This window comes from Kitasatospora sp. NPDC001660, from assembly GCF_053596725.1.
On record NZ_JBSFGU010000018.1, the window covers coordinates 105906 to 123691 of the forward strand.

The following is a 17786-nucleotide window of genomic DNA, read 5'->3' on the forward strand; positions in this document are numbered from 1 at the left end:
AACCGGCCAGTCGGCGGGACGGTCGGGACCAGGCGGGACAGCCGGGACAAGCCGGACAGCCGGACCACGAACGGGGACGGAGGTCCTCAGCGCCCGGCCAGCGCCTTCTCCCCCGCCTCGCGCATGGCCGCGAGCGGCCCCGGCGTCCGCCCGGTGAACGCCTCGCTCTGCAGGACCGCCTGGTGCACCAGCAGGTCGAGCCCGCCCAGGACGGTCGCCCCGCGCTCGGCGCAGGCGGCGGCCAGCGCCGTCGGCCAGGGGTGGTAGAGCACGTCGAACAGCGCCCCGGGCGCGGCGGGAAGGGCGGCCGCGAAGCCGTCCGTCGCGCCGACCGGCGTCGTGGAGACGGTCAGCGGCTGCGCCAGCGCCTCGGCGCCGCGCTCCCAGTCGGCGGTCCGGACGGGGACACCGAGCCGCTCGCCGAGCTCGGCCATCTCCCGGGCCCGTTCGGCGCTGCGCACGTAGACCGTCACCTCGCCGGTGCAGATCCGGGCCAGCGCCGCCAACGCCGAGGACGCGGTGGCCCCCGCGCCCAGCACCGCCGCGCCCGGCACCTCGGTGATGCCGCGCTCTCGCAGCGCGTTCACCAGCCCGGGGACGTCGGTGTTGTCGCCGATGCGCCGCCCGTCGGCGGTGAACACCACGGTGTTCACCGCGTCCACCGAGCGGGCCGTCGCACTGACCTCGTCGAGCAGCGGGATCACCGCCCGCTTCAGCGGCATGGTCAGCGACAGCCCGGCCCACTCGGCCTCGTCCAGCCCGGCGACGAAGCCCGGCAGGCCCGCCTCGTCCACCTCGAACCGGTCGTAGCGCCAGCCGTCCAGCCCGAGCGCCGCGAAGGCGGCCCGGTGCAGGTCCGGCGAGAGCGAGTGGGCGATCGGCGAGCCGAGTACGGCGGCCCGGTGTTTGCTGGTCAACGCTGCCTCTCCGTGAACTACCGTCTGGCCAGGGCTACTTGGTGCAGTGCACGCCTTCCTTGTCGAGCTTCAGGCCCTGCTGGGTGCAGTAGGCCTCGACGTTCTTCTTGTGCTCCTCGCCGGTCTCGGCGAAGAGCGTCGTGGTCGGGGACATCGCGATGAAGTACAGCCACTTGCCGTCCGCCGGGTTGAGCACCGCGTTGATGGCGGCGTCGCCGGGGTTGGAGATCGGCGTCGGCGGCAGGCCCTGGTTGATGTAGGTGTTGTACTTGTTGGAGCCGTCGTTGATGTCCTTCGACGAGAGCTCCGTACGGCCCAGCGAGTACTGCAGCGTGGTGTCCATACCGAGCTTGTGGTGCGTCTCGGTGTCGTTGGCGAGGCGGTTCTGGATGGTCCGCGCCATCTTCGCGAAGTCCGGGACGTTGTTGCCCTCGCGCTGCAGGATGCTCGCCTCGATGACCACCTCGTAGGCGTTCTTGAGGCCGACCTTGGAGGCCTGGGCGTCCAGGTTCGCGTACTTGTCGGTGGCGGCCTTCACCATCTGCTTGAGCAGGTCCTCGGGCTTCATGCCGTCGGCGACGTTGTAGCGGGTCGGCCAGAGGAAGCCCTCGATGTTGCCGTTCGCGTACGCGGGCAGGCCGAGGCTCGCGACCTGCGCCTTGGCGACGCCCGCCGTCGTGCCGGCCGTCAGCTTCAGCTTGTTGTCGATCATGCCGTAGATGTCGGCGGCCGTCTTGCCCTCGGGGATGACGAGCCCGTCGCCGCCGGCCCCGGCGAGCAGCGCCTTCAGCGCGTCGGCGGCCGGCATCTCCTTCTTCAGCGTGTAGAAGCCGGGCTGGACGGTGTTGCACTTCGGCTCGGCGTCGCAGGCCTTGCTGAAGGCGTCGACGCTCTTGACCACACCGGCGTTCTTCAGCGCGAGGCCGACCTGCGCGCCGACCGCGCCCTGCTTGACCTCGACCTGGACGGACCCGGTGCCGTCGCCCGTGAAGTCCGGCGGCGGGCCGAAGTGGTCCTTGTAGAAGCCGTAACCCCACCAGCCGGCCCCGCCCATGGCGCCGAGCAGCACCAGCGCGACCAGGAGGCAGGCGCCGCTGTTGCGGCGGCCCGACTTCTTGCCCTTCTCCTTGCGCTTCTTCTGCGCCTCGCGGGAGCCGTCCTCCTCGCCGAGGAAGCCGGCCTCCCCGTGCTCGCCGTCCTCCTCAAGGTACCCGTCGTCCCCGTGGTGGCCGTCCTCGTGGCGATCGTCCTCGAAGTGGTCGTCCCACTCCTCCTCGGCGGGCTCGTGCCCCGCCACCGGATCGGCGCCGGCCTCCAGCGCGGCGGCCTCCGCCTCCCAGTCGATCCCGTCCGGCCCGGGCCCCGACGCGGGCTCCGCCTGCTGCGGTACTTGCTGCGCGGCCTGCCGGGGCGTCTGCTGCTGCTGCATCTGCGGCGGCATCTGCTGCTGAGGAACCGGGGCCTGCTGCACGGGGGGCTGCTGCATCTGCTGCTGCGGGTAACCCTGCTGCTGGAATCCCTGCTGGCCCATCTGCTGCTGCGGGTACTGCCCCTGCTGCGGGAAGCCCTGCTGGCCCATCTGCTGCTGGGGCATCTGCTGGTACTGCCCCTGCTGGGGGAACTGACCCTGCTGGGCGTACTGGCCCTGCTGCGGGTACTGCCCCTGACCGCCCGGGAAGCCCTGCTGCCCGTACCCCTGCTGGTCGAAGCCCTGATCCTGGAATCCCTGATGGCCCATCTGCTGCTGGGCCATCTGCTGCTGGTACTGCTCCTGCTGCGGGTAGCCCTGCTGCGGGTACTGCTGCCACTGGCCGTCCTGCTGGCCGCCGTACGCGGGATCACCGGGGTGCCACGGCTCGGCGCCCTGGGGGCCGTAGCCCCGACCCAGATCGGTCATTGATCCCCTTACCCGACGGAGACGACCGGCGGATCGGACCGGCCGCGCGGGACGGCGTCCCGGCTGATTCTCGAACCGGCGTGCTAGCGCAGCGCCTGGGAGGAGACGTTACCGTACCGCAGACATACCGCCGTAAAGGCGAAACCTCCGTCAGTGCCCGCCCTCACCTGCCGGGGCTCCTCCCGGCTGGGCCGCCTCCGCCGGGGAGGGCGTGCCGGAGGCCGAGGCCGACGCGCTCGCCTGCGCCGCCCGGTAGGCGTTGAACTCCGCCACGTTGTGCTGGTGCACGTCGAAGCTGTCGGTGAAACGGGTGTCGCCCGGCTTCACGGTGACGAAGTACAGCCAGTCGCCCGGCGCCGGGTCCAGCGCGGCCATGATCGCCTGCCGCCCGGGGTTCGAGATCGGCGACGGCGGCAGCCCGGCGCGCAGGTAGGTGTTGTAGGGCGAGTCCAGCCTGGTGTCGGTCACCGTGGTGTTCAGGGTGGACCGGCCGAGCGCGTAGTTGATCGTGGAGTCCAGCTGGAGCGGCATGTTCTTGGCCAGCCGGTTGTAGATCACCCGCGCGACCTTGCTCATGTCCCCGGCGTTGTCGGCCTCGCCCTGGACCATGCTCGCCACCGTGACCAGCCCGTACAGGCTCTGCCCGAGGGTCTGCGCGACGACGTTCGCGTCGTCCCGGGTGAACTCCTTGCCGGCCCGGTCGACCATCTGCTTCAGCAGGTCGATCGCGGTGGTCCCGTCCGTGACGCTGTACGTCGCGGGGAAGAGGTAGCCCTCGGGGCTGCCGTTGGCGAAGTCCGGCAGGCCCAGTTCGGCGGCCCGCCCCTGCGCGGTGCGCTGGGTGGTGCCGGCCGGGAGGTTCAGCTTCCTGTCGATCGCCGCGAAGACCTGGCTGCCGCGCCAGCCCTCGGGAATGGTGAGGCCGTTGGCGTTGGCCGGGTCGACCAGGACGGCCAGCGCCGCCGCGGCCGACATCTTCAGCTTCAGCGTGTACGTGCCGGGCTGGATCCGCCCGGCCGCCGCCTCACTGCCCCTGGCCGCCCGGGTGAAGGCGAGCGAGCTGGCCACCACGCCGTTGCGCACCAGCGCGGACGCGATCTGGGACAGGCCCGCACCCTCGGGCACCGAGACCTGGACGTTCCCGGTGCCCTGCCCCGCGTAGTCGGCGGCCGCCGGCGGCTTGCGCTGGCCCTGCACCCAGGTCCACCCGGCCAGTCCGGCCCCGCCGAAGACGGCCACCAGGGCCAGCGCGGTGAGCCCGCAGGCCAGTCCGTTACGCCGTCCGTGCGGATCGGGTGCATCGGGGCGTTTCCGGGGCGCGCCCGGTGGCGGGCCCTCCGGTTCCAGCACCGGCGCACCGAGGTGGCCGGGCGTGAGCCCCGGGAGGAAGTCCTGGTCGGTCATGGCGCGCGTCCCTCGGCGGTCCCGGAAGAAACGAAGGGGGTCCGTGCGGACGCGTCCGCACGGACCCCTCTCTCCGGGACGTTAGAGCAGGCCGGTCAGCCCGCCGCCTCGACGCTCTCACCGGGCGGGCGCCCGCTCACCCGTTCGGACTCAAGGGCGGACTGGAGGATCACCACCGCGGCGGCCTGGTCGACCACCGAGCGCCCCTTCTTCGCCTTGACGCCCGAGGCCCGCAGCCCGTGGGTCGCGGTGACGGTGGACATCCGCTCGTCGACCAGCCGGACGGGCACCGGGTAGACCCGGTTGGCCAGCCGCGCCGCGTACGCGCGGACCTTCTCCGCCGCCGGGCCCTCCTTGCCGCTGAGCGAGCGCGGCAGCCCGACGATCACCTCGATCGCACCGTACTCGTCCACGATGGCGGCGATCCTGGCCTGCGACTTCACGCCGGCCGGGACGGTCTCCACCGGGGTGGCGAGCACCCCGTCGGGGTCGCAGGACGCGACCCCGATCCGGGCGTCGCCGACGTCGACGGCGATCCGCCGCCCGCGTCGGAAGGGGGGCCTCCAGGGCCTCTCCTCGAACTCCATCAGGAGGCGCGCTCCGCGACCAGGCCGCGCACCGCGGCGATGGCCTCGCCGACCGCGGCCGGGTTGGACCCGCCGCCCTGGGCGACATCGTCCTTGCCGCCACCGCCGCCGCCGAGGGTCTTGGCGGCGACCCGGACCAGCTCGCCGGCCTTGATGCCGCGGCCGCGGGCGTCCTCGTTGGTGGCGATCACGGTCAGCGGGCGGTCGTTCGCCACGGTGAAGGCCGCGACCACGGCCGGGCGCGCGCCGAGCCGGCCGCGCACGTCCAGGACCAGCTTGCGCAGCTCGTCCGCGCCGACCCCGTCGGCGACCTGGGCGGCCACCACGGAGATGCCGTGCACGTCCTCGGCCGAGTCGGCCAGGCCCGCCGCGGCGGCCAGCACCTTCTCGGCGCGGAAGCGCTCGATCTCCTTCTCGGCGTCCTTGAGCTTGGTGAGCATGCCCGAGATCTTCTCCGGCAGCTCCTCCGGGCGGCCCTTGACCAGCTCGGTGAGCTGGGAGACCACGGTGTGCTCGCGGGCCAGGAACCGGTACGCGTCGACGCCGACCAGCGCCTCGACACGGCGCACGCCGGAGCCGATCGAGGACTCGCCGAGCAGCTTCACCAGGCCCAGCTGGGCGGTGTTGCCGATGTGGGTGCCACCGCACAGCTCCTTGGAGAAGTCGCCGATGGTGACGACCCGGACCTCGTCGCCGTACTTCTCGCCGAACATCGCGATGGCGCCGGCCTTGCGGGCCTGGTCCATCGTCATGATCTCGGCGGTGACCTCCAGCTCGCGGGTCAGCACGTCGTTGATCTTCTGCTCGACGTCGGTCAGCACGCTGCCGGGCACCGCCGACGGCGAGCCGAAGTCGAAGCGGAAGCGGCCCGGGGCGTTCTCGGAGCCGGCCTGGGCGGCCGTCGGGCCGAGCGCGTCGCGCAGCGCCTGGTGGGTCAGGTGGGTGGCCGAGTGGGCACGGGCGATCGCCCGGCGGCGGTCGACGTCGATCGTGGCGTACGCGGACGCGCCGAGCACGACCTCGCCGAACAGCACCCCGCCGGAGTGGACGATCACGCCGGGGACGGGCTGCTGCACGTCGCGGATCTCGACGACCGCGCCGGACTCCAGCCGGATCCGGCCGTGGTCGGCGAGCTGACCGCCGCCCTCGGCGTAGAACGGGGTGCGGTCGAGGATGATCTCGACCTCGTCGCCCTCGGAGGCGACCGGCGCCGGAACGCCGTCCACCAGCAGGCCGACCACGGTGGCCTCGCCCTCGGTGAGGGTGTAGCCGGTGAACAGGCTCGCCCCGGCCTGGTCGGCGACCTCGCGGTACGCGGCGACGTCGGCGTGGCCCATCTTCTTGGCCTTGGCGTCCGCCTTGGCGCGGTCCCGCTGCTCCTGCATCAGGCGGCGGAAGCCGGCCTCGTCGACCTGGAGGCCCTGCTCCTCGGCCATCTCCAGGGTCAGGTCGATCGGGAAGCCGTAGGTGTCGTGCAGCTTGAACGCCTGGTCGCCGGAGAGGACGGCGCCGCCGGCCTGCCTGGTCTCGGTGACCGCGGCGTCCAGCAGGTTGGTGCCGGCCTTCAGGGTCTGCAGGAAGGCCGCCTCCTCGCCGACGACGACCGTCTCGATGCGCTTGCGGTCGGTCTCCAGCTCCGGGTACTGCGGGGCCATCGCCTTGATGGCGACGTCGATCAGGTCCTTGGCGACCGGACCGGTGGCACCCAGCAGGCGCATGTTGCGGATGGCGCGGCGCAGGATGCGGCGCAGCACGTAGCCGCGGCCCTCGTTGCCGGGGGTGACGCCGTCGCCGACCAGCATCAGGCCGGTGCGGATGTGGTCGGTGACCACGCGCAGCGACACGTCCGACCGGTGGTCGGCGCCGTAGGTGTGGCCGGTGAGCTCGGCGGCGCGGTCGAGGATCATCCGGCTGGTGTCGATCTCGAAGAGGTTGTCGACGCCCTGCAGGATGGCGGCGAGGCGCTCCAGGCCGAGGCCGGTGTCGATGTTCTTGCTCGGCAGGTCGCCGAGGATCTCGAAGCCGTCCTTGCCGTCGCCGTGGCCGCGCTCGTACTGCATGAAGACCAGGTTCCAGATCTCCAGGTAACGCTCGCCGTTGACGGCCGGGCCGCCCTCCTCGCCGTAGGCGGGGCCGCGGTCGTAGTTGATCTCCGAGCACGGGCCGCACGGGCCGGGGACGCCCATCGACCAGAAGTTGTCCTTCATGCCGAGGCGCTGGATCCGCTCGGCCGGCACGCCGATGACGTCCCGCCAGATCTGCTCGGCCTCGTCGTCGTCCTTGTAGACGGTGATCCAGAGGCGGTCCTTCTCCAGGCCGTAGCCGCCGTCCGCGACGGGAGTGGTGAGCAGCTCCCAGGCGAACTTGATGGCGCCTTCCTTGAAGTAGTCGCCGAAGGAGAAGTTGCCGCACATCTGGAAGAAGGAGCCGTGCCGGGTGGTCTTCCCGACCTCCTCGATGTCCAGCGTGCGCACGCACTTCTGCACGCTGGTGGCGCGCGAGAACTGCGGCTTGACCTCGCCCAGGAAGTAGGGCTTGAACGGCACCATGCCGGCGTTGACCAGCAGCAGGGTGGGGTCGTCGGCGACCAGGGACGCCGACGGAACGACGGTGTGGCCGCGCTCCTCGAAGAAGCGCAGCCAGCGGCGGCGGATCTCAGCCGACTCCATTAGTGGTCCTTCCGGTTCGGGGTGCCACCCCGCGGCGGCAGGGCGCGGCGGGGTGTTTCTTCAATGGCTCGGGGGGTCTTGCGGGCACTGCTGGACGAAGGCAGGGCGGCGGCCGGGCTGCCGGGCGCCGCCGAGATAGCTCGGTACGGCGGCTCGTTTGAGGGGGGTAGCGCGGAACGCTTCCCCGGAAGGGTGGTGGCGGGCGACGGGCGGGACCGGCGCTCGCGCCGGGGCTCGACGACGGCGGTGCCGTGCAGTCCGAGGTCGTCGCGCAGCTGGTCCTCGCGCTCGGCCATGCCGGCCTTCACGTCCTCGGCGAACCGCTTGGCCAGGTCGCCCAGGTGCAGCGCACCGCGCGCGGCGGTGCCGGAGAGGCTGTCCGGGGTGAGCCGGTGCACGGCCTCGTTGGCCTTGTTCATGGCCCAGACGGTGGCGCCGGCGCCGACCGCCATCCAGAAGATGCGTCGCACCATGGCGTCAGCCCCTCACCGCGCGCCGGACCCGGGACAGCAGGCCGCCCCGCGGAGCGGTCGCGGCGCGCACCTCGGCCCGGATCAGCCGGGCCAGCTCCTCGCGCTCGCCCGGGCGGCCGGGCACGGGCAGGCCGCCGTTCTGCTGCTTGGCGACGGCCTTGCGGACGCCGTAGCTGAAGGCCGCGACCTTCACCAGCGGGCCGCCCAGGGTGGCCGCGACGGTGGAGGAGAGCGCGTTGGCGTTGGCGGCGGCGTCCTGGACGTTCGCGGTGATCTCGTCGACCCGCTCCAGCTGCTCGTTGGCGCTGCGCACCGCGGCGCCCGCCTCGGTCAGCAGCGGCACGGCCTGCTCGGTGACGGCGCAGACCAGGACGGTGGCCTCCTTGAGCACCCGCGAGAGCCGGACCAGCACCACGGCGAGCAGGGTGACCAGGACCGCCCAGAACACGGCGACGAGCAATCCGGCCAGCTCTCCCACGGACACCTTTGCGCGCTCCCTCGCCTTGCTGTTCTCCAAACGGAACCCTATCGCGCCCACGCCCGCATCCCGGACCGGGATGGCGGTGGCGCAGCGGGCCGCGATCCGGTCGGGTGTGCGAACCGCCCGCGTAACCTACCGGCCGGTCACCCCGTTCTGCCAAGCGGGCGCGATCCCGCCGGCCCCGGCGCCCTCGCCGGCGCGGAATAGCTGAAGCTTGCGGATTGCTTGAGGAGGCAAGCATCCAGCCGGAAGGAGCCACCGTGGCCGTCCACACCACCGCCGACGAGTACCGCCGGGCGGAGCTCTACTTCGAGTCCAAGGCGTACCGCGACGCCGCCCTCATCCTGGAGGGCGTGCTGGCCGAGGAGCCGGGCAACCTCTCGGTCCGGCTACTGCTGGCCCGCAGCTACTACCACTCCGCCCAACTCGGCCGCGCCGAGGCCGAGTTGCACCGGATCCTGGCGGCCGACCCGGCCGAGGACTACGCCCGGCTGCTGCTCGGCCGCACCCTGGAGCGCCAGGGCCGCGCCGAGGAGGCCCGACCGCACCTGCGGCTGGCCGCCGCGATGACCGGCGAGACCTTCTGAGCCGGCGCGGCGACACTCGAACACAAAAGGGCGAGCCCCCACCACCCCGAAGGGCGGTGGGGGCTCGCTGTGGTTTCGCGAGGTGCGGAACCGCTCGCGGGTCAGCGCGAGTAGTACTCGACGACCAGCTGCTCGTCGCAGATCACCGGGACCTCCTTGCGCTGCGGCGCACGGTCCAGGCGGAAGGCCAGGGCCTTCAGGTTGACCTCGAGGTACTTCGGGGTCTGGCCCTCGCCCGCGTAGCCACCCTCACGGGCGACCTGGAAGGGGACCTTCTCCTTGCTGCGCTCGCGGACGGTCACCACGTAGCCCGGCTTCATCTGGAACGACGGCTTGTTGACCTTGCCACCGTTGACCTCGATGTGGCCGTGGACGACCATCTGGCGGGCCTGGTAGATGGTGCGGGCGATGCCCGAACGCAGCACCAGCGAGTCCAGACGGGTCTCCAGCTCGGCGACGAGCGCCTCACCGGTCTTGCCCTCGGCCTTCTTGGCGCGGTCGAACGCGCGCGACAGCTGCTTCTCGCTCAGGTCGTACTGGGCGCGAAGACGCTGCTTCTCCAGCAGACGGACCTTGTAGTCCGAGTTCTGCTTGCGGCCACGGCCGTGCTGGCCGGGCGGGTACGGGCGGGCCTCGAAGTACTTGACGGACTTCGGGGTCAGCGGCACGCCGAGCGCACGCGCGATCTTGACCTTGGGACGCTTCTGGTTCGCCATGAACCAAACCTTCCTTGCTTACGAATACGGCTTCACCAGGTGTTGACGGAGGTCGCATCTCGCGACCCGGAGAAAACCCCGCCGCCTGCGCGGTGGGATCAGCCGCTCTCCGGAGCCGGGCACGGACGTGCTTGTCACACGGATGACCCGGAATCCCGGGCCGTCCGCGACACCGAAACGGTGCGCGACGCTCCTGGTGCGGGCCCCCGGAAGGGGCCTACGGCCGATGTCCCGCTGGTGCGGCCGGTCGGTGGGGTCTCCCCCGCCGCCGTCCCGGGACGTGGCACTCCGATCGAGTATACCGGCGCGCAAGCGGCCCGATCACGGAGGGCCCGTCGTCACGCTGCCGCCCGCGCACCGGCGCCGAGGCCTAGCTGTTCTGTCCCCTGAGCCGAGCCCGCGTCCACTCCACGGTGTCCGCGTAACGGGCCTCGCCGCCGCGCCGCGTCGGCTGGTAGTACTCCTTGCCGTGCACCGCGTCCGGCGCGTACTGCTGGGTCGCGATGCCCTCCGGCAGGTCGTGCGGGTACTGGTAGCCCTGGCCGTGGCCGAGCTTGCCCGCGCCGCCGTAATGCGCGTCCCGCAGGTGCGGCGGCACCGCGCCGGCGAGACCCTGCCGGACGTCCGCCAGCGCCGCGTCGATCGCCAGGTAGGCCGCGTTCGACTTGGGCGCCAGGGCCAGCGCGATCGCCGCCTGGGACAGGATGATCCGCGCCTCCGGGAAGCCGATCATCGCCACCGCCTGGGCCGCCGCGACGGCCGTCTGCAGCGCCGTCGGGTCCGCCAGCCCGACGTCCTCGCTGGCCGAGATCATCAGCCGCCGCGCGATGAAGCGCGGGTCCTCCCCCGCCTCGATCATCCGGGCCAGGTAGTGCAGCGTGGCGTCCACGTCGCTGCCGCGGATCGACTTGATCAGCGCGCTCGCCACGTCGTAGTGCTGGTCGCCGTCCTTGTCGTAGCGCACGGCCGCCTGGTTGACGGCCGTCTCCGTGGTGGCCAGCGTGATGCTCGACTCGCCCTTCTCCAGCGCCGCCCCGGCCGCCGCCTCCAGCGTCGTGAGCGCCCGCCGGGCGTCCCCGCCGGCGAGCCGCACCAGGTGGTCCTCGGCCTCCGCGGTCAGCTCCAGCGCGCCCTCCAGGCCGCGCTCGTCGGCCACCGCGCGACGCAGCAGCGCGCGGACGTCGTCGTCGGTGAGCGACTCCAGGGTGAGCAGCAGCGAGCGCGACAGCAGCGGCGAGATCACCGAGAAGTACGGGTTCTCGGTGGTCGCCGCGATCAGGGTGACCCACCGGTTCTCGACGGCCGGCAGCAGCGAGTCCTGCTGGGCCTTGGAGAAGCGGTGGATCTCGTCCAGGAAGAGCACCGTCTCCCGGCCGGACATGCCGACCGCCCGTCGGGCGCCGTCGATGACCGCGCGCACCTCCTTGACCCCGGCGGTGATCGCGGACAGCTCGACGAAGCGGCCCTCGACGGCCTGGCTGATGACGTGCGCGAGCGTGGTCTTGCCGGTACCGGGCGGTCCCCAGAGGATCACCGAGCTGGTCGCCGCCGGTCCGCGCGAACCGGCCACCAGCCGGCGCAGCGGCGAGCCGGGCTTCAGCAGCTGACGCTGCCCGGCGACCTCGTCCAGGGTGCGCGGGCGCATCCGTACGGCCAGCGGGGCCCGGCCGGGCTCCTTGGCCTGGCGTTCCTCGGCGGCGGCGGTGAAGAGGTCCGGTTCGTCCACACCGGAAGCCTATGCGAGGGCGCCGACACGCCCGCCGGGCAGCGCTACTGCACGGGCCCCCTGCGGCGGTCCAGCAGCACGACCTCGAACTCCTCCAGCGACACGACGGTGGCGCCGACGGCGGCCGCGGCCTGCGCCCGGGCGTCGGCCTGCGGCCCGCGGGAGGCCTCCAGGCCGGCCCGGTCGGCGAAGATCGAGCCCACCGCGACCCGGCCGCGCGACCGGTCGACGAGCATCGCGCCGGTGACGAACCCCCCGGTCTTCTCCAGCACGGGCAGCGCCCGTTCCCGGAAGACCCCGGCCAGCCGGTCCACCTTGGCCGGGTCGACCTCGGCCCGCACCAGCCGGAACCCGGCGCCCGGCCCGGCCTCGCCGGGCGGGGCCGCCGCCACGACCTCCCAGACGTCGGTGGTCACCGTGCCGGCCAGCGGCGCCAGCAGCTCGGCCCGGCGCTCGCCGAGCTCCTGGTCGCTGTCCCGCTCGGCCTGCGCGGACGCCCACCACGAACTCATGGCGATCTTGCCCAGTGCCCGGTCGGCGTACAGCCCGTAGCCGAGGTAGCCGGGCAGCACGGAGAGCAGCCCGACGGCCTCGGCGCGGAGCCCGTCGAGGGTCCGGTCGATCCGGTCCGGGTGCCCGGTGGCGTAGACGGTACGGACGAACATGAGCGCGCCTCCCGACGTCGCCCGGGCGCCACGGGGGCGGGTCGCAGGAGTGCGGCACCCGGAGGAGCCCCGTCTACTCCAGTCTGGCAGCGTGGTCCGGAACGTACTTCTGGAGGTCGCGCGGGGGCCGCTGGTAGCCGCGCGGGGCCGGGCGGGGCGGCAGGTCGATCCGCGGCGCCCTGATCTCGTGGTACGACACGGTCGACAGCAAGTGGGCGATCATGTTGATCCTGGCCCGGCGCTTGTCGTCGCTCTCCACCACGTGCCAGGGCGAGTCCGGGGTGTCGGTGTAGACGAACATCTCGTCCTTGGCCCGCGAGTAGTCCTCCCAGCGGGTGATCGACTCGACGTCCATCGGGGAGAGCTTCCAGCCCTTCATCGGGTCCTCCAGCCGCTCCCGGAAGCGCCGCTCCTGCTCGGTGTCGCTCACCGAGAACCAGTACTTGCGCAGCAGGATGCCCGCCTCGATCAGCATCCGCTCGAAGGTCGGGCACTGGCGCAGGAACTGCCAGTACTCCTCGTCCGTGCAGAAGCCCATCACCCGCTCGACCCCGGCCCGGTTGTACCAGCTGCGGTCGAACAGCACGATCTCCCCGGCCGCCGGCAGGTGCTCGACGTACCGCTGGAAGTACCACTGGCTCTTCTGCCGCTCCGTCGGCGTCGGCAGCGCCGCGACCCGGGCGATGCGCGGGTTCAGATACTCCGTCACCCGCTTGATCGCGCCGCCCTTGCCCGCCGCGTCGCGCCCCTCGAAGACGACCACCAGCCGGGCGCCCTCGACCCGCACCCACTCCTGGAGCTTCACCAGCTCCTGCTGGAGCCGGAGCAGTTCGCGCTCGTACGACCGCTTCGCCAGCCGCTGCACCTTGGCCACCCGGGATCCTCCGTCCGCCCGCTGATGATCCCTCACCGTAGGCGCTGCGGACCGGATCCGCAGGTCGTGGGCACGTAAGGGCGGCAGCGGCGGCCCCCTGAACCGCCGCTGCCGCACTCCCCCGATCATCGGCCGCAAGACCGAACGATCAACCTTCACCCACACCTGCCGGACCGGTCCAATTTCCGGTTCCATAACCTTGGGGAATGGATATCGACACCCGCCTGCTGCGCAGCTTCGCCGCGGTCTGCGAGGAGGGACAACTGACGGCCGCCGCAGCCCGCCTGTTCGTCTCCCAGCCGACGCTGACCAAGCAGATCCGCCAGCTGGAGACGCTGCTCGGGGTCGAGCTCTTCGAGCGCTCGCGCCGGGGCATGGCCCCCACCGCCGCCGGCCGCGCGCTCGCCGAGCACGCCGGCGCGATGCTGGCCGGCTGGGACGACGCGCTGCGCGCCACCAGGGCCGCCGCCGCCGAGCAGGTGGCGACGCTGCGGGTGGGGTTCGAGGGCGGCATCATCAACCTGATGACCCGCAGCACGGTCGCCGACTTCACCCGCCGCATGCCCGGCTGGCAGGTGGAACTGCGGCAGAACAACTGGTTCGACCCGACCTCGGGCCTGGCCACCGGCGAGATCGACCTCACCCTCTGGCACGCGCCGCCGTACATCTCCTCCCAGTACAACGTCGCCGTGCTCGGCGAGGAGCCGAGGGTGGTGGCGATGCCCGCCGGGCACCGGCTGGCCGCACTGGCGCACCTGCGCCTGGAGGACCTGCTGGACGAGCCGTTCGTGGCCATCCCGCACGAGGCCGGGCACTGGCGCGAGTACTGGCTCGCCGGCGAGGAGCGGCGCGGGCGTCCGGTGCGGATCGGCGCGGTGGCGCACAACACCGACGAGTGGCTGGCCGCGGTGGTGTGCGGCCAGGGCATAGGCATCGCGCCGAGGACGATGAGCCGGCTGGCGCCGCGCGAGGACGTCGCGTACCGGCCGGTGCAGGACCTGAGCCCGAGCCAGGTCGGGCTCTACTGGCCGAAGGACCGCGAACTCACCCCGGCGATGGCCGCGTTCGTGCACAGCTGCCGGGCCACCCTCGGCTCCGGGAGCAGGGACCGGTTCTGACGACCCCGCTAGACCGCCTCGAAGGGCTTGGGGTAGCGGCACAGCCCGCGCGGCCCGCCGTCGTACGCGGGCAGCGCGAGCGCCTGGAAGTACTCCTCCGGTACCTCGAACGGGCCGGTCACCTCGTGCAGTTGAGCCGGCGCGAAGCCGAACCGCTTGTAGTAGGCCGGGTCGCCGAGGACGATCACGAGCTTCTCCCCGGCCTCATCGGCCGCCGACAGCGCGGCCCGCACGACGAGTTCGCCGACGCCCTTGCGCTGCCACTCCGGCGCGACCGCGACCGGCGCGAGCGCCAGCCCCTCGCCGTCCTCACCGACCCGCAGCCGGGTCAGCAGCGCGTGCCCGATCACCAGCCCGGCGCCGTCCACCGCCACCAGCGACAGCTCCGGCAGCCAGGCCGGATCGCGGCGCAGCGCGTCCACGAGGTCCGCCTCGTCCGGGCCCGGGAACGCCGCCATGTGGACCCGTCGGGTCGCCGGGGCGTCGTCCGGACATTCGACTCTGGTACTGACCGTCATGAGTGGGTCAACCCTCCCTGTGTCACACGTCGTTGTGGACCGGCCCCGGACGGCGGGTGGACCGTCCGGGGCCGTTGCAGGTTAGCCGATGGCTCGTCAGCCCTTGGGCTGCGCCTCGGACTTGGCGTCCTCGCGAACCTTGGGCTGGGCGTCCACGCCGGCCTCGCGGCGCTGCGCCGGGGTGATCGGGGTCGGGGCGCCGGTCAGCGGGTCGCCGCCGGTGGACGTCTTCGGGAAGGCGATGACGTCCCGGATGGTGTCGTACCCGCCGAGGAGCGTGACGATCCGGTCCAGGCCGAAGGCGACGCCACCGTGCGGCGGCGGGCCGTAGTTGAAGGCGTCCAGCAGGAAGCCGAACTGCGAGGAGGCCTCCTCCTCGGAGAGGCCGATCGCGTCGAACGCGCGCTTCTGCACGTCCCGCTGGTGGATACGGATCGACCCGCCGCCCAGCTCCGAACCGTTGAGCACGAGGTCGTAGGCGTTGGACAGGGCCGAGCCCGGGTCGGTGTCGAAGGTGGCCAGCGACTGCGCGGTCGGGGCGGTGAACGGGTGGTGCACCGCGTGCCAGCCCTGGAACTCGCCCTTCTCGTCCTCGATCGGCTCGAACATCGGGAAGTCGACGACCCAGAGGAAGGCCCACTGCGACTCGTCGATCAGCTCGCAGCGGCGGCCGATCTCCAGGCGGGCGGCGCCCAGCAGCTCCTGCGAGGCGCGCTGCTTGCCGGCCGCGAAGAAGATCGCGTCGCCGTTCTTGGCACCCGCGGCCGCGGCGAGGCCTGCCAGGTGCTCCTCGGAGAGGTTCTTGGCGACGGGGCCGCGCAGCTCGCCGGTCTCGGCGTCGATGATGACGTAGGCGAGGCCGCGGGCGCCGCGCGCCTTGGCCCAGTCCTGCCAGGCGTCGAGGGCCTTGCGGGGCTGCGAGGCGCCGCCCGGCATGACCACGGCGCCGACGTACGGGGCCTGGAAGACGCGGAACTCGGTGCCCTTGAAATACTCGGTGAGGTCGGTGAGTTCCTGGCCGAAACGGACGTCCGGCTTGTCGGAGCCGTAGCGGCCCATGGCGTCCGCGTAGGTCATCCGGGGCAGCGGGTTGGGGAGCTCGTAGCCGTGCACCTCGCGCCAGATGGCGCCGACGATCTTCTCGCCGAGGGCCAGGATGTCCTCCTGGTCGACGAACGAGGCCTCGATGTCCAGCTGGGTGAACTCCGGCTGCCGGTCGGCACGGAAGTCCTCGTCGCGGAAGCAGCGGGCGATCTGGTAGTAGCGCTCCATGCCGGCCACCATCAGCAGCTGCTTGAACAGCTGGGGCGACTGCGGCAGCGCGTACCAGTGGCCGGGCTGCAGGCGGACCGGGACGAGGAAGTCGCGGGCGCCCTCGGGGGTGGAGCGGGTGAGGTACGGCGTCTCGATGTCGAGGAAGTCGTTCTCCTCCATCACCCGGCGGATGATGTTGTTGACCTTGGAGCGCAGCCGCAGGCCCTTGGCCGGGCCCTCGCGGCGCAGGTCCAGGTAGCGGTAGCGCAGCCGGACCTCCTCGTTGACCGTGCCCGGCTCGTACTCGGCGACCGGGAAGGGCAGCGGCGCGGCCTCGGAGAGGACCTCGATCTCGCTGACCACGACCTCGACCGCGCCGGTCGGGATGTCCGGGTTCTCGTTGCCCTCGGGGCGCACCCGGACGTCGCCGACGACCTTGACGCAGTACTCGGCGCGCAGGCCGTGCACCGACTCCAGGTCGCGGACCACGATCTGCACGGTGCCGGAGGCGTCGCGCAGATCGATGAAGGCCACGCCGCCGTGGTCGCGGCGGCGGGCGACCCAACCGGCCAGGGTGACGGTGGTGCCTGCGTGCTCCGGGCGGAGCGTGCCCGCGTCGTGCGTGCGGATCACAGCTGCTTCTCCTTCAGGGTGGTGACGAGTGCGTCGAGGGCGACGGGGGTCTGCTCGCCGGTGCTCAGGTCCTTGAGCTGGACGACGCCCTCGGCGAGGTCCCGGTCCCCGGCGATCAGGGCGAAGCGGGCGCCGGACCGGTCGGCGGACTTCATGGCGTTCTTGATGCTCTTGACGCCGAAGGCGAGGTCGGTGGCGACGCCGGCCCGGCGCAGCTCGACCACCTTGGCGAACAGCAGGTTCTTGGCCTCCTCGCCGAGCGCGACGGCGTAGACGGAGGTGGCGGCCGGCAGGTCGAGGACGACGCCCTCGGCCTCCAGCGCGAGGTAGGTGCGGTCCACGCCGAGGGCCCAGCCGACGGACGGCAGCGCCGGGCCGCCGATCATCTCGGACAGGCCGTCGTAGCGGCCGCCGCCACCGATCGCGGACTGGGCGCCGAGGCCGTTGTGCACGAACTCGAAGGTGGTGCGGGTGTAGTAGTCCAGGCCGCGGACGAGCTTCGGGTCGTCGGTGAACGCCACGCCGTTGGCGGTGAGCAGCTCGCGGACCTTCTCGTCGTACGCCTTGCAGTCCTCGCACAGGAAGTCGCGCAGCATCGGGGCGCCGACGAGCTGGGCCTGGACGGACTCGCGCTTGTCGTCGAGGACGCGCAGCGGGTTGATCCCGGCGCGGCGGCGGGTGTCCTCGTCCAGGTCGAGGCCGGAGAGGAACTCGATCAGGGCGGCGCGGTAGACCGGGCGGCACTGCTTGTCGCCGAGGCTGTTGAGCAGCAGCGTGTAGTTGTTCAGGCCCAGCGAGCGGAACGCGTCGTCGGCGAGGATGATCAGCTCGGCGTCCAGCGCCGGGTCCTCGGCGCCGATCGCCTCGGCGCCGACCTGCGAGAACTGGCGGTAGCGGCCGGCCTGCGGACGCTCGTAGCGGTAGTACGAGCCGGAGTACCAGAGCTTGACCGGCAGGTTGCCCAGCTTGTGCAGGTTGGCCTGGAGCGCGGCGCGCAGCACCGAGGCGGTGCCCTCGGGGCGCAGCGCGAGGTCCTCCTTGCCGCGCTTGGTGAGGGAGAACATCTCCTTGGTCACGATGTCGGTGGACTCGCCGACGCCGCGGGAGAACAGCTTCACGTCCTCGAAGACCGGGGTCTCGATGTAGCCGTAACCGGCCCGGCGGGCGGGCGCGGCGATGCGCTCGCGGATCGCCAGGAAGGTCGCGGAGCTGGGGGGCAGCAGATCGTAGGTGCCCTTGGGGGCGGTGAAGGTGCTCAACTTCTCTT

At 72.2% G+C, this 17786-nt stretch carries 16 protein-coding genes; 2 read left to right on the forward strand and 14 right to left on the reverse strand.

What is annotated here, in order from left to right:
• Positions 1-86: 86 nt before the first annotated feature.
• From ACWCXH_RS20990 to ACWCXH_RS21020, 7 genes are all read right to left on the reverse strand, one after another.
• Positions 87-917 carry a shikimate dehydrogenase gene (locus ACWCXH_RS20990; protein ID WP_449802940.1) on the reverse strand — a complete coding sequence of 277 codons (831 nt, stop codon included), beginning with the start codon at positions 915-917 and terminating at the stop codon, positions 87-89.
• A gap of 34 nt (positions 918-951) precedes the next feature.
• Positions 952-2814 carry an endolytic transglycosylase MltG gene (mltG, locus tag ACWCXH_RS20995; RefSeq protein WP_449802941.1) on the reverse strand — a complete coding sequence of 621 codons (1863 nt, stop codon included), beginning with the start codon at positions 2812-2814 and terminating at the stop codon, positions 952-954.
• A 150-nt stretch (positions 2815-2964) separates the two neighbouring features.
• Complete coding sequence (gene mltG / locus ACWCXH_RS21000) at positions 2965-4218, reverse strand: endolytic transglycosylase MltG (RefSeq protein ID WP_449802942.1); 1254 nt, start codon at positions 4216-4218, stop codon at positions 2965-2967.
• Between the two features lie 95 nt (positions 4219-4313).
• Positions 4314-4805 (reverse strand): Holliday junction resolvase RuvX, encoded by a 492-nt coding sequence (gene ruvX, locus ACWCXH_RS21005; RefSeq protein WP_449802943.1) that lies wholly within the window; start codon positions 4803-4805, stop codon positions 4314-4316.
• Positions 4805-7474, reverse strand: a complete 2670-nt coding sequence (gene alaS / locus ACWCXH_RS21010) for an alanine--tRNA ligase (protein WP_449802944.1) — start codon at positions 7472-7474, stop codon at positions 4805-4807. Before alaS ends, ruvX begins: the two co-directional genes overlap by 1 nt.
• Positions 7474-7947 (reverse strand): DUF6167 family protein, encoded by a 474-nt coding sequence (locus ACWCXH_RS21015; RefSeq protein WP_449802945.1) that lies wholly within the window; start codon positions 7945-7947, stop codon positions 7474-7476. Before ACWCXH_RS21015 ends, alaS begins: the two co-directional genes overlap by 1 nt.
• 4 nt (positions 7948-7951) lie before the next feature.
• Complete coding sequence (locus ACWCXH_RS21020; protein ID WP_449802946.1) at positions 7952-8431, reverse strand: DUF948 domain-containing protein; 480 nt, start codon at positions 8429-8431, stop codon at positions 7952-7954.
• A gap of 257 nt (positions 8432-8688) precedes the next feature.
• On the opposite strand from ACWCXH_RS21020, the gene ACWCXH_RS21025 reads away from it, so the two are divergent.
• Positions 8689-9015: a tetratricopeptide repeat protein gene (locus ACWCXH_RS21025; RefSeq protein WP_449802947.1), complete on the forward strand. Its 327-nt coding sequence runs from the start codon at positions 8689-8691 to the stop codon at positions 9013-9015.
• 101 nt (positions 9016-9116) lie between these two features.
• On the opposite strand, the gene rpsD is transcribed toward ACWCXH_RS21025, so the two are convergent.
• The 4 genes from rpsD to ppk2 all read right to left on the reverse strand — a co-directional run bounded on the left by rpsD (position 9117) and on the right by ppk2 (position 12996).
• Entirely contained in the window at positions 9117-9731 is a 615-nt protein-coding gene (gene rpsD, locus ACWCXH_RS21030) for a 30S ribosomal protein S4 (RefSeq protein WP_270148363.1), read from the reverse strand.
• A 370-nt stretch (positions 9732-10101) separates the two neighbouring features.
• Positions 10102-11457, reverse strand: a complete 1356-nt coding sequence (locus tag ACWCXH_RS21035; RefSeq protein WP_449802948.1) for a replication-associated recombination protein A — start codon at positions 11455-11457, stop codon at positions 10102-10104.
• 44 nt (positions 11458-11501) lie between these two features.
• Positions 11502-12122: a hypothetical protein gene (locus ACWCXH_RS21040; protein WP_449802949.1), complete on the reverse strand. Its 621-nt coding sequence runs from the start codon at positions 12120-12122 to the stop codon at positions 11502-11504.
• A gap of 73 nt (positions 12123-12195) precedes the next feature.
• Positions 12196-12996 carry a polyphosphate kinase 2 gene (ppk2, locus tag ACWCXH_RS21045; RefSeq protein ID WP_449802950.1) on the reverse strand — a complete coding sequence of 267 codons (801 nt, stop codon included), beginning with the start codon at positions 12994-12996 and terminating at the stop codon, positions 12196-12198.
• A 206-nt stretch (positions 12997-13202) separates the two neighbouring features.
• On the opposite strand from ppk2, the gene ACWCXH_RS21050 reads away from it, so the two are divergent.
• Positions 13203-14114, forward strand: coding sequence for a LysR family transcriptional regulator (locus ACWCXH_RS21050; RefSeq protein WP_449802951.1), 912 nt, complete (start codon positions 13203-13205; stop codon positions 14112-14114).
• 8 nt (positions 14115-14122) lie between these two features.
• On the opposite strand, the gene ACWCXH_RS21055 is transcribed toward ACWCXH_RS21050, so the two are convergent.
• The 3 genes from ACWCXH_RS21055 to hisS all read right to left on the reverse strand — a co-directional run bounded on the left by ACWCXH_RS21055 (position 14123) and on the right by hisS (position 17778).
• Positions 14123-14632 carry a GNAT family N-acetyltransferase gene (locus ACWCXH_RS21055; RefSeq protein ID WP_449802952.1) on the reverse strand — a complete coding sequence of 170 codons (510 nt, stop codon included), beginning with the start codon at positions 14630-14632 and terminating at the stop codon, positions 14123-14125.
• 96 nt (positions 14633-14728) lie between these two features.
• Complete coding sequence (aspS, locus tag ACWCXH_RS21060) at positions 14729-16519, reverse strand: aspartate--tRNA ligase (RefSeq protein WP_449802953.1); 1791 nt, start codon at positions 16517-16519, stop codon at positions 14729-14731.
• Entirely contained in the window at positions 16516-17778 is a 1263-nt protein-coding gene (gene hisS, locus ACWCXH_RS21065) for a histidine--tRNA ligase (protein ID WP_449802954.1), read from the reverse strand. Before hisS ends, aspS begins: the two co-directional genes overlap by 4 nt.
• Between the last annotated feature and the right edge of the window lie 8 nt (positions 17779-17786).

What these genes read in the sequence shown, in the direction of transcription:
- mltG (WP_449802941.1), bottom strand. Translation starts at nt 2,814, where the DNA reads ATGACCGATCTGGGTCGGGGCTACGGCCCCCAGGGCGCCGAGCCGTGG.
- mltG (WP_449802942.1), bottom strand. Translation starts at nt 4,218, where the DNA reads ATGACCGACCAGGACTTCCTCCCGGGGCTCACGCCCGGCCACCTCGGT.
- ruvX (WP_449802943.1), bottom strand. Translation starts at nt 4,805, where the DNA reads ATGGAGTTCGAGGAGAGGCCCTGGAGGCCCCCCTTCCGACGCGGGCGG.
- alaS (WP_449802944.1), bottom strand. Translation starts at nt 7,474, where the DNA reads ATGGAGTCGGCTGAGATCCGCCGCCGCTGGCTGCGCTTCTTCGAGGAG.
- ACWCXH_RS21015 (WP_449802945.1), bottom strand. Translation starts at nt 7,947, where the DNA reads ATGGTGCGACGCATCTTCTGGATGGCGGTCGGCGCCGGCGCCACCGTC.
- rpsD (WP_270148363.1), bottom strand. Translation starts at nt 9,731, where the DNA reads ATGGCGAACCAGAAGCGTCCCAAGGTCAAGATCGCGCGTGCGCTCGGC.
- ACWCXH_RS21040 (WP_449802949.1), bottom strand. Translation starts at nt 12,122, where the DNA reads ATGTTCGTCCGTACCGTCTACGCCACCGGGCACCCGGACCGGATCGAC.
- ACWCXH_RS21050 (WP_449802951.1), top strand. Translation starts at nt 13,203, where the DNA reads ATGGATATCGACACCCGCCTGCTGCGCAGCTTCGCCGCGGTCTGCGAG.
- ACWCXH_RS21055 (WP_449802952.1), bottom strand. Translation starts at nt 14,632, where the DNA reads ATGACGGTCAGTACCAGAGTCGAATGTCCGGACGACGCCCCGGCGACC.